The organism is Metabacillus sp. 22489 (assembly GCF_052044855.1).
Lineage (GTDB): Bacteria > Bacillota > Bacilli > Bacillales > Bacillaceae > Metabacillus > Metabacillus niabensis.
The window spans coordinates 42,263-55,658 of record NZ_JBQENT010000010.1 but is presented as its reverse complement, the minus strand read 5'-3'; the positions used below and the strand labels follow the sequence as shown (position 1 = coordinate 55,658).

The window sequence follows — 13,396 nt, the reverse complement described above, 5'->3', positions numbered from 1 at the left end:
AATGAATGTAGCTATGATTATCCAATCCGTCAATCAAAGTGCTAACAGTATGAAAGACAGCTCAAAAACAGCGAAAAGTGATTCGAAGTTCACTGATTATCTATCAGCTGTTACTTCCGTTCCGCAATCAGGAGTACCGAACGCGGAAGTTACAGACGGGGAAAATGTTGATTTTAACATTAACAAAACTTTAGAAGAAATGAAAAAGCTACTTAGTACTTATACCCTAGATGAATCAAGTCTAAACGTAGATTCATTGAAAAATTCGCTATATTCTGGAGATAATTCTGAAATTTCTCAAATGCTAATGAGTGAAGTGAGCGAATTTTTAAACAGCATACATTCTCTTGAGGACTTGTTAAAAAAAATTGAAGAATCTCCGTCAGTAATCGGGATATTATCATTAGCACAAGTAATACAAAATCTTGACATAGACATTTCGAAAAAGCAGCTACTGTCCGATTTGAATGCTATGTTAAAAAAGGAATTTCCGAGCTATCAAAGTAACGAGCCATTAGCATTTGAACAAATGGTCGATGCACTTGGGGAAATGGATTCAAGCGATAAGACACTTTTAGAAGGTAAATTACTATTCAATAAATGGTTTTCACAAACTGATGAGTTACGGATTGAAAAGGTAGATAGCTTATTAAAAATAACAAGTCTACTCCAAGAGGTTAATCCAAAATTCATCCAAGAACCTAAATTGAAGGAAACCATAACAAACCTATTATTAGAATCATCTAATGGTGAGCTTAATGAACAATTGCAAAAGGTAATTAAAAAGCTAGATATTACAACTATAAAGGATCTTTTTAAAGGCTTAAGTGACAGCATATTTGATGAATCTGTAGGAAGTACTAGACTTTTATCTTCTGAAGTTCCTAATAGTGTAAATAGTAAATCTGACCAAATGATTACGATTCAGATAAATCCATTATCTTTAACACAAACTGATAGCTTAAGTAAAAAGGCGATTCCATCACAAGCGCGCCAGGAATTTACAAACCAACTAATCAGTGCGTTTAAAAATAGTCATTTTGCTCAATCACCTAATGGTGCAAGCCGATTAGTAATTAAACTGAATCCAGAATATCTTGGTTCATTAACCGTTAGGCTTGTACAAAAAGATGGCGAAATGGTAGCGAAAATCATGACTTCAACAAACTCTGCAAAAGAGTTGCTGGAGCATAGCCTTCAGCAGTTGAGACAAGCACTTCCTTCTGTGCAAATTGAAATAGAACGGTTCGATGTGACTGGTGATGAATCACAAAGACTTCATAGAGAACAATCAGAACAAAAGGAAAAAAATCAACAAGAAACAAATGATTCTCAGGCTGAAGACGATAGCGAAAATGAGAAAAGCTTTCTTGACGAATTAAAACAGCTCTTGAACTCTACAGGGTAAGGAGGATGAAGGATGACAACGATTGATCCGACTTTGCTTTTATCGAATAAGCAAACAACGAAGAGTACAGGTAACTCAAGTCTAGGTAAAGATGAGTTTTTAAAAATTTTAATGACTCAGCTTCAAAACCAGGACCCACTGAATCCGATGGAGGATAAAGAATTTATCGCGCAAATGGCACAGTTTTCCTCTCTTGAACAAATGACGAATATGGCTACTATGTTAGAGAAATATCTTTATTTTCAACTTCAAACTGGTGGAGATAATCTTTTACAGTATTCAGAAATGATCGGTAAACATATTGAGTGGAAAAAGTCTGACGACGAAGTAGGCGAAGGTATCGTAAAGTCAATTAAGCGAAATGACACTGGCATTATTTTAGAGCTTGATAATGGGGATGAAATTTCAAGTAGTTATGTGACTAAAGTTAGCGAATCTGATTAAAAGGTTTATAGGTTACTATGAAGATAAATTTTAATCATGTAAACAAATACACAGCAAATCTACCTAATATCAATGTAAAAGAACAAAATAATATTTCCTTTAAAGAATTATTAGCCAATCAATTAATTGATTCTCATTTAAAAATAAGCAAGCATGCCGAAGAGCGTTTAAATCAGAGAAACATCGCTCTATCTAATGAAGATTGGTCGTTAATTGAGACTAAAGTAAATGAAGCCAGACAAAAAGGTGTTAATGATTCGCTCGTTCTAATAAAAGATGCAGCTCTCATCATCAATGCGAAAAATAAAACAGTTATTACAGCGATGGGAAGAGAAGAAGTGAAATCACAAATTATTACAAACATCAATGGTGCAATCATTATTAATTAAGGCCGGACCGCATTGCGGAAGCCAATAGTTGTGGAATGAAGGAAGCAGCTATTTAAATTTATTAAAAGGGAGAGACATATATGTTACGTTCATTATACTCAGGAATAAGTGGAATGAAAAACTTTCAAACGAAATTAGACGTTATTGGAAACAATATTGCCAACGTTAATACTTACGGTTTTAAAAAGTCTCGAACAACTTTCTCAGACCTTTTTAGTCAACAAGTTTCAGGTGCTGCTGGTGCTACAGCCAATTCTGCTGGGACAAATGCGAAAGAGGTAGGACTAGGTTCAAAGTTGAGCTCGATTGATACGATTCATACAACAGGTTCCACACAAATGACGAATCGAAATTTAGACCTTGCATTACAAGGTGATGGAATGTTTGTTGTTGGGACAATCAATAATCCAGGTGCAGTGAATATGGCAACAAACACAATTACAGAGCCAATTGATAATGCGATGAGTTTGAACTTTACAAGAGCAGGAAATTTCTATTTAGATGATCAAGGTTATCTTGTAACTGCTGAAGGGCTGTATGTAATTGGTGAAGCAGGTAACAAAACTGCTGATGGATTTAATGATGAACTAAGTGGCAATGCAGGCCTAATTCAAATCCCATTAGATGCACAAAGCTTCAGTATCGGACCTGATGGTACTGTAGAATTTATTAATGGTAACGGTCAGCGTAATGTAGCAGGACAAATTCGTGTCGTAAACTTTGCAAATGAAGGTGGATTAGAGAAGGTTGGTGGTAACCTTTATCAAGAATCTGCGAACTCTGGTTCGGTTGACACTGATGGAGTTGCTGGTGTTCAACTTGCGGATCTAGCAATTGCAGGTGAAGACGGAACTGGTAAGATTGCGCAAGGTGCTTTAGAAATGTCAAACGTTGATTTATCTGAAGAATTCACAGAGATGATCGTTGCTCAACGTGGGTTCCAATCAAATACAAAAATTATCACTACATCAGATGAAATACTGCAGGAACTAATGGGATTAAAACGTTAATAAGGGGGAATGAGGCTGACTGAAATGATTTCAATTAGTCAGCCTCTAAAAGGTATGATTCAGCTAACAAAATTAAATGGGAAATCATTTACGCTTAATGCTTTGTATATTGAAGTCATTGAATCATTTCCAGATACAACAATTACTTTAACGAATGGACATAAATATGTTGTGAAAGAGCCAGAGCTTGAGGTTTATAAAAAAATTACTTCCTTTTATAAAAATATCAATGTCCTGTCAGTAAGAAAAGGCTCGGAGGTCTTGGACGATGAATAAAAAGCTGCTAAGTATTATGCTTGTCATTATTGTTTCGATTACATTAATAGGTGTAACTGCACTTGTAGTCGTAATGAAGTTCACGGGAGGAGAAGAAGAAAAGCATAAAGAGCCTTCCGCAAAAGAAGTAGTTGAAGCATCTGTAGATATTCCTGAGATAACGACAAATATATCCAGTGGCAATATCGTACGTGTTTCATTTAAAATTGAAACAGACTCTAAGAAAGCAAAAGAAGAGCTTGAGCAACGAGTGTTTCAAGTTAATGATTTAATTATTTCAGAATTATCGACTATGTCGGCAGAACAACTTGATGGTAATGAAGGTATGAACGAACTAAAAGAAAAAATTAAGGAAAAAACGAATAAGCTAATGCAAGAAGGCAAGGTCAATAAGGTTTATACCACTTCCTATATCCTTCAATAATAAAGAATACAATAATTAGGAGGTGAAAACTTTGGCAGGTGATATCCTATCACAAAATGAAATTGATGCCTTACTCTCTGCCATTTCAACTGGTGAAATGGATGCTGATGAGCTAAAAAAGGAAGAGTCAAGCAAAAAAGTAAAAGTCTATGACTTTAAAAGAGCATTGCGCTTTTCCAAGGATCAGATCCGAAGTTTAACAAGAATTCATGATAACTTTGCCCGATTGCTAACAACATATTTTTCCGCACAGCTACGGACTTATATTCAAATTACAGTCGGTTCAGTAGACCAGCTACCATATGAGGAATTTATCCGATCTATCCCTAAAATGACTGTATTAAATGTATTTGAAATGCAACCATTAGAAGGACGAGTATTAATGGAGGTTAACCCTAATATAGCATACGCTATGATGGATCGAATTATGGGGGGCCTTGGCTCAAATGTTAATAAAATTGATAATTTAACTGAAATTGAAACAAAAATCATTTCGAATATCTTTGAAAAATCATTAGATAATTATCAGGAAGCATGGGAATCGATTGTTGAGATTGAACCCGTTATGGAAGAATTCGAAGTAAATCCACAGTTTTTACAAATGGTATCACCGAATGAAACAGTTGTGGTCATATCTTTAAACATTCAGGTTGGAGAAACAAGTGGAATGATAAATTTGTGTATTCCACATGTCGTTCTTGAACCGATTATTCCGAGACTATCTGTACATTATTGGATGCAATCGGATAGGAAAGAACCAAAGCCTAATGAAATTGAAGCATTGAAAAAGCATATTCAATTAGCTGACATCACAATTTCTGCAGAGCTTGGGTCATCTGAATTAGCCATCCAGGATTTTCTGCAGCTACAAATTGGGGACGTCATACAATTAGAACGCTCCATCACTCAGCCATTAGTGGTTAAAATAGGTGATAAACCAAAGTTTACTGGACAGCCTGGAAAATTAAACAAAAAATTAGCGGTTCAAATTATTGACCACTTATCAAGAGGTGACGAAGATGGTGAGTAATGATATGTTATCTCAGGATGAAATCGATGCTCTACTAAAAGGAGCAGGAAGTGATGATGGTGAAACTCCTGAGGAATCAAATGAAGAAAATACGTTGAAAAATGAGGATTATTTTAATGCAATGGAAGAGGATGCAATCGGAGAAATTGGAAATATTTCTTTCGGAAGCTCTGCAACTGCACTCTCCACCTTATTGCAGCAAAAGGTAGAAATAACAACACCAACTGTTTCTGTCGTACAAAAAAGCAAATTAGGTGAGCAATTCCAACATCCATATGTTGCGATTGAAGTTAACTATACGGAAGGTTTTTCTGGAAGTAATTTACTAGTTATTAAACAAAGCGATGCAGCAATCATTGCAGATTTAATGATTGGTGGCGATGGAACAAATCCTAGTGAAATGTTAGGGGAAATCCAAGTTAGTGCCGTTCAGGAAGCAATGAACCAAATGATGGGATCTGCTGCCACATCAATGTCAACTATCTTTAATAAAAAGGTAGATATTTCACCACCAAGTGTTGAACTACTTGATGCAAATGAAACAGATGAAGCTAAAACAATTCCTGATGAGGATTTACTTGTTCAAGTTTCATTTCGATTAAAAATTGGTACATTAATTGATTCAAGTATTATGCAATTATTACCATTATATTTTGCTAAGAGTTTAATAGAAGAACTAATTAATCCTAAGGAAGAGGTGGCTGCAACAGCTGAAGCAGTAAGGGAAGTTCAGCCTGAACCAGTTGTTCACCATGAGCAAAATTATTCTGGACAAGCTCAGTTGAATTATCAAGCACAGCAACCAATCTCTCATTCACAGCAAGCAATGGGGCAAACAAATCAACAAGCTTATGCTACACAGCCACAATATAATCAAGGAAGAGCAACACAACCTACAGTAAATGTAAAACCAGCGGAATTTACTTCCTTTGAACCGATGCAATATCAACAGCAAGATATTCAAAATCTTGATATGCTACTTGATATTCCTTTACAAGTTACAGTTGAGCTAGGAAGAACAAAACGGTCTGTAAAGGAAATATTGGAATTATCTTCAGGTTCAATTATTGAATTAGATAAACTTGCTGGTGAGCCAGTAGATATTCTAGTAAATAGTAAAATTGTTGCAAAAGGTGAAGTAGTTGTTATTGATGAAAACTTTGGTGTCCGTGTAACGGATATTATAAGTCAAACTGAACGATTAAATAAACTTAAATAATATATGTTTTAGGAGTGGGGAACTATGGCACACAAAATTATGATTGTTGACGATGCAGCATTTATGAGAATGATGATTAAAGATATTTTAACGAAAAATGGCTATGAGGTTGTTGCAGAGGCAGCTGACGGTGCTCAAGCTGTAGAAAAATATAAAGAGCATCAACCTGATTTAGTAACAATGGATATTACGATGCCAGAAATGGATGGAATTGCAGCATTAAAAGCGATTAAAGAAATTAATCCTAATGCGAAAATTATTATGTGCTCAGCAATGGGACAGCAGGCAATGGTTATTGATGCGATTCAAGCAGGAGCAAAAGATTTTATTGTAAAACCTTTCCAAGCAGACCGTGTGTTAGAGGCTATTGGTAAAACATTAAGCTAAAAGGTGGAGTGAAATTGCTTCATAGAAGATATTACTTCATATTGATTATTATGACACTTATTCTTTTTTCTCCGCAGGCATCATTAAGGGTTCTTGCGGAGGACTCAATGAATGATAGTGTATGGCAAAATTTAAATAAAGAAGAGCAAACGAAAGATAATAGTGAAAATGCTGAAAATCTAGAAACAGAGGAAAATCAGCAACCGAATACGGAGCAAACTGAAAACAATGATGCGCTTAGTGTAACAGCCTTTGATTTTATCAAAATGTTTATTGCCTTAGCATTTGTACTCTTTTTAATCTATTTTTTATTGAAATTTGTCACGAAACGAAATAGATTCGCTCAACAAGGGCAATCAATGATTAACCTTGGAGGAACAAGCTTAGGTCAAAATAAATCGATACAAATGGTTAAGGTTGGAGAGCGAGTGTTGGTAGTAGGTGTAGGGGATTCGATTTCTCTATTAAAAGAAATAGAAGATGAGAATGAGAGAAAAGAATTGATAGAAGCTTTTGAACAAAAGCAAGAGCAAATTGTTGCCCCGAAAGATATAGTACAAAAACTTTCAACTTATCTAACTCAAAATAAGCAAAAGCAATCTGCTAATGAGAACGCTACTTCATTTTCAAAAGCCTTTAAGGAACAATTAGATAATTTAAAAAAAGAACGTACGAAACAGTTAGAAGAAGTGAAAAGAAAGGGATTAAACAAGAATGAATGAATTTATGGAGTTTTTTAATAATAGTGATCCAGAAAATGTTAGCACCTCTGTGAAATTACTATTATTGCTAACGGTTCTGTCTATAGCCCCGAGTATTTTAATCTTAATGACCTGTTTCACAAGAATTATCATTGTTCTATCTTTTGTTCGTACTTCTCTTGCTACTCAATCAATGCCACCGAATCAAGTATTGTTAGGCATAGCATTGTTTTTGACATTTTTTATTATGGCACCTACTTTTTCTGAAGTAAATGAACAGGCACTAACGCCATTATTTAATGAAGAAATTGATTTAGAAGAGGCATACGAACGTGCTGCGTTGCCGTTTAAGGAATTTATGAGTAAGCATACGAGGCATAAAGATTTGGCGCTCTTTCTTAATTATGCAGGAATTGAAAATCCATCTTCTATAGAAGACATTCCTTTAACCGCATTAGTACCAGCATTTGCGATAAGTGAAATAAAAACGGCCTTTCAAATTGGGTTTATGATTTTTATTCCATTTTTAGTTATTGATATGGTAGTTGCGAGTGTTCTAATGTCGATGGGGATGATGATGTTACCGCCTGTTATGATTTCACTACCATTTAAAATATTGCTATTCGTTTTAGTAGATGGTTGGTATTTAATAATAAAATCGTTGCTACAAAGCTTCTAGAATGGGTGAGGACATATGAGTTCAGAGTTTGTCATTTCTTTAGCAGAAAAAGCTGTATATACAACATTAATTATATGTGGTCCATTACTTCTAATTGCATTGGTGATTGGATTAGTTGTTAGTATTTTTCAGGCTACAACGCAAATTCAAGAACAGACCCTTGCATTTATTCCGAAAATTGTTGCGGTATTATTCGGCTTAATTTTCTTCGGACCATGGATGCTTACAACAATTGTATCCTATGCAAAAGATATATTTGGTAACTTAAATAGGTTTGTGGGATAAACATGACAACAATTATTGAAAATTTTCCTGGATTTTTATTAGTGTTTATTAGAATTACAGCATTTTTTGTAACACTGCCATTTTTTTCGTATCGAAATATCCCAAATATCCACAAAATTGGGTTTTCCTTTTTTCTAGCTTGGATTATGTTTTTTACTTTGGATTTACCTACTATCGAAATTGATGGACATTTTTTCATGCTTATCTTAAAAGAGGCACTATTTGGATTACTCATTGGTTTTTCTGCTTATTTTATTATTGCAGCAGTTCAAATTGCAGGAAGCTTCATTGATTTTCAAATGGGTTTTGCGATCGCAAATGTGATAGACCCGCAAACAGGGGTACAAAGTCCATTAATAGGTCAATTTTTATATACATTTGCACTTCTTTTAATGATTAGTATAAATGCACATCACCTTTTATTAGATGGTGTTTTTTATAGTTATCAATTTGTTCCAATCGATCAACTTTATTTACCATTAGGGAATGAAAATGTCGTTGAGTTTATTGTCCAATCTTTTAACTCAATGTTTATCATTGCCTTTCAAATGTCGATTCCTGTCGTTGGATCATTATTTTTGGTCGATATAGCGTTAGGTATTGTAGCGAGAACTGTTCCGCAGCTTAATATTTTTGTAGTTGGCTTGCCTTTAAAGGTCGGAGTTAGCTTTATTATGCTCATTTTAGTCATGGGTGCACTATTTGTCCTAATGCAGCATCTTTTTGAAACAATGACCTATACAATGCGTGGCCTTATGGAGTTGTTTGGAGGAATAGGTAATGGAACTAATTAAGTTAGATTTACAATTCTTTTCTGGAGAGAAGACAGAGAAGGCAACACCACGGAAAAAGGCAGATGCTAGAAAAAAGGGACAAGTAGCGAAAAGTGCTGATGTTAATACCGCATTATCATTGTTAACGATATTTCTATCATTCTTATTTATCGGTACGTTTATGAGAGACGGAATCATCAAAATGATGAGAGGGATTTTCCAAGATTACTTACTCATGGATATTACGAGTCAAAATATCCAAAATTTATTTTCAACAATTGTTTATCAAGCAGGAATCATTTTAGCTCCGATCATGCTCGTTGCAATAGTTGCTGGAGTTTTAGCGAATTATTTACAGGTTGGTTTTTTATTTTCAACAGAATCCATTCAAATGAAGTTAAATAAATTAGATCCAATTCAAGGCTTTAAACGAATCTATTCAATTCGTGCATTAGTAGAATTATTAAAATCATTATTAAAAATATCATTTGTAGGATTTGTAACGTTTATGGTGATTTGGTTAGAGATGGATAACGTATTACGTTTGTCGCAAATGACCGTTGAACAATCATTTGCATTTATCGCATCACTTACAGTAAAGATGGGTTTATATGCTTCAGGAGCATTGCTTTTACTTGCTCTATTAGACTATTTATACCAAAGATATGATTATGAAAAAAATCTGAGAATGTCTAAGCAAGATATTAAAGATGAATATAAAAAATCTGAAGGTGACCCACTGATAAAATCGAAAATTAAGCAAAGGCAAAGGGAGATGTCAATGAGGAGAATGATGCAGGAGATTCCAACTGCTGATGTTGTCATTACAAACCCTACTCATTATGCCATAGCTTTAAAATATGACGAATCAAAAATGGATGCACCATATGTTGTTGCAATGGGTGTGGACTTGGTTGCACAAAAAATAAAAGAAATCGCTAAAGCTAACGATGTCATGATGGTGGAAAATCGACCTCTAGCAAGGGCATTATACGCTCAAGTAGATATTGGACAAGCGGTTCCTGAAGAGTTTTTCCAAGCAGTGGCAGAGATTATCGCCTATGTATACCAATCTAAATCGATCATTTAATTGATTTATTATATAAAAGCTTGTCAGATAGTAAGAATGAAAGAATGTTGTTTTTAAATTTTAGCAATTGCAACCAATATAACACCATGTTTATTTGGTACTAAGGAGAGAAAAAACATGAAAGCAAGAGATTTATCAGTTTTATTAAGTGTTATTTTAATTGTTGCTATGCTTATCATACCTTTTCCGGGATGGTTATTAAGTTTTTTAATTATTATTAATATATCTCTTGCTTTGTTAGTCATCCTTACGTCAATGAATATGAAAGAACCATTGGAATTCTCAATCTTTCCCTCGTTAATCCTATTGTTAACGTTATTTCGTCTTGGATTAAACGTATCAACTACACGGGCAATTTTAGCGGAAGGTGATGCAGGGAAGGTTGTTGAAACATTTGGAACGTTTGTAACGGGCGGAAATGTACTTGTAGGAATGGTTGTATTCATCATTTTAATCGTTATTCAGTTTATTGTTATTACAAAAGGGTCTGAGCGTGTATCTGAAGTTGCAGCACGTTTTACACTCGATGCAATGCCTGGTAAGCAAATGAGTATTGACGCGGATTTAAATGCTGGGATGATTTCTGAGCAACAGGCAAGAGAACGACGTGAAAAAGTTGCAAATGAAGCAGATTTTTACGGGGCAATGGATGGTGCTAGTAAGTTTGTTAAGGGAGATGCGATTGCTGGTATCTTAATGGTATTAATTAATATGCTATTTGGTATCATAATTGGAATGATGCAAAACGGAATGTCGCTTCAAGAGTCAGCGTCTCATTATACAATGTTAACAGTCGGGGACGGAATCGTTAGCCAAATTCCCGCATTATTGATTTCGACAGCGACTGGTATTGTCGTAACAAGAGCGGCTTCAGATGGAAATCTTGGAGCTGACATTACAGCACAATTATTTGCCTATCCAAAAATGCTATATGTTGCTGCAGGAACAATATTTTTATTGGGCTTGTTTACTCCAATTGGAATCTTCCTAACATTACCAATTGCAGGCTTAATCGCTTTTGCCGGATATCGGATAGCAAAATCTAAAGAATTACCTGTTCAAGATGAAGACGAGGTTGAACAAGAGATTGAGATGGATGAAATGAAAAGTCCAGAAAGTGTTGTTAATCTTTTAAACATTGATCCGATTGAATTTGAATTTGGCTATGGGTTAATTCCATTAGCTGATACGAATCAGGGTGGTGATTTACTCGATCGTGTCGTCATGATCCGGAGACAATTAGCTATCGAATTTGGAATTGTCATACCAGTTGTTCGAATCCGGGATAATATTCAGTTGCAGCCAAATGAATATCGATTGAAAATTAAGGGGAATGAAGTTGCAAAAGGTGAGATTTTACTTGATCACTTTTTAGCAATGGCTCCTGGAATGGAAGAAGATTCAATAGAAGGAATAGATACTGTTGAACCATCATTTGGCTTACCAGCTAAATGGATTACTGAAGAGGTAAAAGACACTGCAGAAATGTATGGCTACACTGTTGTCGATCCACCTTCTGTCGTTTCAACACATATTACTGAAGTACTGAAGCAAAATGCACATGAATTACTTGGAAGACAAGAAACAAAACAATTAATCGATCATTTGAAGGAATCATATCCGATATTAGTAGAGGAAGTTACACCAACTCCACTAAGTATCGGGGATATCCAAAAGGTGTTAGCGAAGCTTTTACGAGAAAAAGTTTCGATTCGAAACTTACCAGTTATTTTCGAAACATTGGCTGACTTTGGTAAAATGACTTCTGATTCTGAGCTATTAGGTGAGTATGTAAGACAAGCACTTGCGAAACAAATAACGTCGCAATATGTTGACCAAGATCAACTTTTAAAAGTTGTGACATTATCAGGGAAAGTTGAAAAAATGGTTGCAGAAGGTGTACAGCAAACAGAACATGGAAATTACTTATCATTAAGCCCAGAAATTTCACAAGCAATCATTGAGGCAATAGCGAAGGAAGTTGAAATGCTTTCATTACAGCAGCAAACACCAATTATTTTATGTTCACCTGCTGTAAGAATGTATGTAAGGCAGCTTACGGATCGCTATTTCCCGCACGTTCCAATCTTATCCTATAATGAATTAGAAGCAAATGTTGAAGTACAAAGTGTTGGGGTGGTGAATGTAGATTGAAGGTAAAAAAATATATCGCACCATCAATGCAAGAGGCTATGAAGAAAATTCGTTCAGAGATGGGAAATGACGCGGTTATTTTAAATTCAAAGGAAGTTAATACAGGTGGTTTTTTTGGTCTTTTCACGAAAAAGAAAATTGAAGTGATTGCTGCGATGGATCCTGATGTTCCATCACAGCAGAAACCAAAAAAGAAGCCTGCACCATTTATAAATGAACAGCCAAAAATGATGGTTGAAAATCCTCAAGTAATTAAACAACCGAATGATGATTTGGTCATGGAGATAAAAGAACTAAAAAATATGCTCCAATCTATCCCAACTACAGAGCAAAGTAATATGTATCCAGAACCTTTAAAGGAAATTCTCGAACAAATGAAAAATCAAGAGGTTCATTCACGATTAAGAAACGAAATGATGGCCAAACTATTAGAATTTTGGTATGAGCAAAACGGTGCGGCTACTTTCCAACAGTTAAAAGAAAAACAATATGAATTTTTTGAAGCACAATTAAGTGATTTATCCTTTGGGGGAATCTCTTATCAAAAAAAATACATTAATGTAATAGGGCCAACAGGTGTCGGCAAAACTACTACGTTAGCTAAGCTTGCGGCCGAATGCGTCATTGAGAAAAGAAAAAAAGTTGCGTTTATTACAACAGACACTTTTAGAATTGCGGCAATTGACCAGTTAAAAACATATGCAAAAATCTTAAATGTTCCAATTGAGGTTTGCTACAATCTTGACGATTTCAAAAACGCGAAAGAAAAATTGGCTAACTATGATTACATCTTAATTGATACTGCAGGAAGAAATTTTCTAGAATCACAATATGTTGATGATTTGCAGAAAATTATCGATTTTAATGATGAGATGGAAACCTTTCTTGTATTAGCAGCAACTGCTAAGCCTTCCGATATGCTAGCAGTATATGAGCAATTTTCCGTTATTCCTATTAATAAGCTAATTTTTACAAAGCTTGATGAAACCTCAACGAGAGGTCCATTATTAGACGTGATGATTCGCACTAAAAAAGGTATAGCATATACAACACATGGTCAAAATGTCCCAGATGATATCGAAATGGCAACTAAAGAACGTATAGTCGAACAGATATTGAGGTAGTGA

The 13,396-nt window shown here is 35.0% G+C and carries 16 protein-coding genes; all 16 read left to right on the top strand.

Translation table 11 applies throughout. From position 1 onward, the window contains the following. The first annotated feature begins 1 nt into the window (after position 1). Positions 2 to 1,408: a flagellar hook-length control protein FliK gene (locus tag ACTJJ9_RS08390; RefSeq protein WP_145580928.1), complete on the top strand. Its 1,407-nt coding sequence runs from the start codon at positions 2 to 4 to the stop codon at positions 1,406 to 1,408. Between the two features lie 12 nt (positions 1,409 to 1,420). Continuing rightward, a complete protein-coding gene (gene flgD / locus ACTJJ9_RS08385; protein WP_095298221.1) occupies positions 1,421 to 1,852 on the top strand; it encodes a flagellar hook assembly protein FlgD in 432 nt (143 codons plus the stop codon). 17 nt (positions 1,853 to 1,869) lie between these two features. After that, complete coding sequence (locus ACTJJ9_RS08380) at positions 1,870 to 2,241, top strand: TIGR02530 family flagellar biosynthesis protein (RefSeq protein WP_145580929.1); 372 nt, start codon at positions 1,870 to 1,872, stop codon at positions 2,239 to 2,241. Positions 2,242 to 2,321: 80 nt separating this feature from the next. Beyond that, positions 2,322 to 3,251 (top strand): flagellar basal body rod protein FlgG, encoded by a 930-nt coding sequence (gene flgG / locus ACTJJ9_RS08375; RefSeq protein ID WP_145580930.1) that lies wholly within the window; start codon positions 2,322 to 2,324, stop codon positions 3,249 to 3,251. Between the two features lie 54 nt (positions 3,252 to 3,305). Further along, positions 3,306 to 3,527, top strand: coding sequence for a flagellar FlbD family protein (locus ACTJJ9_RS08370; RefSeq protein ID WP_095298302.1), 222 nt, complete (start codon positions 3,306 to 3,308; stop codon positions 3,525 to 3,527). After that, positions 3,520 to 3,951: a flagellar basal body-associated protein FliL gene (fliL, locus tag ACTJJ9_RS08365; protein ID WP_095298216.1), complete on the top strand. Its 432-nt coding sequence runs from the start codon at positions 3,520 to 3,522 to the stop codon at positions 3,949 to 3,951. Before ACTJJ9_RS08370 ends, fliL begins: the two co-directional genes overlap by 8 nt. A 31-nt stretch (positions 3,952 to 3,982) precedes the next feature. Further along, positions 3,983 to 4,981 carry a flagellar motor switch protein FliM gene (gene fliM, locus ACTJJ9_RS08360; RefSeq protein ID WP_095298214.1) on the top strand — a complete coding sequence of 333 codons (999 nt, stop codon included), beginning with the start codon at positions 3,983 to 3,985 and terminating at the stop codon, positions 4,979 to 4,981. Continuing rightward, complete coding sequence (gene fliY, locus ACTJJ9_RS08355; RefSeq protein ID WP_145580931.1) at positions 4,971 to 6,200, top strand: flagellar motor switch phosphatase FliY; 1,230 nt, start codon at positions 4,971 to 4,973, stop codon at positions 6,198 to 6,200. The genes fliM and fliY overlap by 11 nt, the downstream gene beginning before the upstream one ends. A 24-nt stretch (positions 6,201 to 6,224) precedes the next feature. After that, a complete protein-coding gene (locus ACTJJ9_RS08350; protein ID WP_095298211.1) occupies positions 6,225 to 6,587 on the top strand; it encodes a response regulator in 363 nt (120 codons plus the stop codon). Between the two features lie 107 nt (positions 6,588 to 6,694). Next, entirely contained in the window at positions 6,695 to 7,309 is a 615-nt protein-coding gene (gene fliO / locus ACTJJ9_RS08345; protein ID WP_186324127.1) for a flagellar biosynthetic protein FliO, read from the top strand. Beyond that, positions 7,302 to 7,967, top strand: coding sequence for a flagellar type III secretion system pore protein FliP (gene fliP, locus ACTJJ9_RS08340; RefSeq protein ID WP_145580933.1), 666 nt, complete (start codon positions 7,302 to 7,304; stop codon positions 7,965 to 7,967). Before fliO ends, fliP begins: the two co-directional genes overlap by 8 nt. Positions 7,968 to 7,982: 15 nt before the next feature. Further along, on the top strand, positions 7,983 to 8,252 hold the full coding sequence (fliQ, locus tag ACTJJ9_RS08335) for a flagellar biosynthesis protein FliQ (RefSeq protein WP_145580934.1): 270 nt from the start codon (positions 7,983 to 7,985) through the stop codon (positions 8,250 to 8,252). A 2-nt stretch (positions 8,253 to 8,254) separates the two neighbouring features. After that, positions 8,255 to 9,046: a flagellar biosynthetic protein FliR gene (gene fliR / locus ACTJJ9_RS08330; protein WP_145580935.1), complete on the top strand. Its 792-nt coding sequence runs from the start codon at positions 8,255 to 8,257 to the stop codon at positions 9,044 to 9,046. Next, positions 9,033 to 10,115, top strand: coding sequence for a flagellar biosynthesis protein FlhB (gene flhB, locus ACTJJ9_RS08325; RefSeq protein WP_145580936.1), 1,083 nt, complete (start codon positions 9,033 to 9,035; stop codon positions 10,113 to 10,115). The genes fliR and flhB overlap by 14 nt, the downstream gene beginning before the upstream one ends. Before the next feature lie 117 nt (positions 10,116 to 10,232). Continuing rightward, on the top strand, positions 10,233 to 12,269 hold the full coding sequence (gene flhA, locus ACTJJ9_RS08320) for a flagellar biosynthesis protein FlhA (RefSeq protein WP_095298199.1): 2,037 nt from the start codon (positions 10,233 to 10,235) through the stop codon (positions 12,267 to 12,269). Then, the gene (gene flhF / locus ACTJJ9_RS08315; RefSeq protein ID WP_145580937.1) at positions 12,266 to 13,393 is read left to right on the top strand and encodes a flagellar biosynthesis protein FlhF; all 1,128 of its coding nucleotides are present in this window, start codon (positions 12,266 to 12,268) and stop codon (positions 13,391 to 13,393) included. Before flhA ends, flhF begins: the two co-directional genes overlap by 4 nt. The last annotated feature ends 3 nt before the right edge of the window (positions 13,394 to 13,396 follow it).

Coding starts and splice junctions, on each gene's coding strand:
- ACTJJ9_RS08390 (WP_145580928.1), top strand. CDS start 2: ATGAATGTAGCTATGATTATCCAATCCGTCAATCAAAGTGCTAACAGT.
- flgD (WP_095298221.1), top strand. CDS start 1,421: ATGACAACGATTGATCCGACTTTGCTTTTATCGAATAAGCAAACAACG.
- ACTJJ9_RS08380 (WP_145580929.1), top strand. CDS start 1,870: ATGAAGATAAATTTTAATCATGTAAACAAATACACAGCAAATCTACCT.
- flgG (WP_145580930.1), top strand. CDS start 2,322: ATGTTACGTTCATTATACTCAGGAATAAGTGGAATGAAAAACTTTCAA.
- ACTJJ9_RS08370 (WP_095298302.1), top strand. CDS start 3,306: ATGATTCAGCTAACAAAATTAAATGGGAAATCATTTACGCTTAATGCT.
- fliL (WP_095298216.1), top strand. CDS start 3,520: ATGAATAAAAAGCTGCTAAGTATTATGCTTGTCATTATTGTTTCGATT.
- fliY (WP_145580931.1), top strand. CDS start 4,971: ATGGTGAGTAATGATATGTTATCTCAGGATGAAATCGATGCTCTACTA.
- ACTJJ9_RS08350 (WP_095298211.1), top strand. CDS start 6,225: ATGGCACACAAAATTATGATTGTTGACGATGCAGCATTTATGAGAATG.
- fliO (WP_186324127.1), top strand. CDS start 6,695: ATGAATGATAGTGTATGGCAAAATTTAAATAAAGAAGAGCAAACGAAA.
- fliP (WP_145580933.1), top strand. CDS start 7,302: ATGAATGAATTTATGGAGTTTTTTAATAATAGTGATCCAGAAAATGTT.
- fliQ (WP_145580934.1), top strand. CDS start 7,983: ATGAGTTCAGAGTTTGTCATTTCTTTAGCAGAAAAAGCTGTATATACA.
- fliR (WP_145580935.1), top strand. CDS start 8,255: ATGACAACAATTATTGAAAATTTTCCTGGATTTTTATTAGTGTTTATT.
- flhB (WP_145580936.1), top strand. CDS start 9,033: ATGGAACTAATTAAGTTAGATTTACAATTCTTTTCTGGAGAGAAGACA.
- flhA (WP_095298199.1), top strand. CDS start 10,233: ATGAAAGCAAGAGATTTATCAGTTTTATTAAGTGTTATTTTAATTGTT.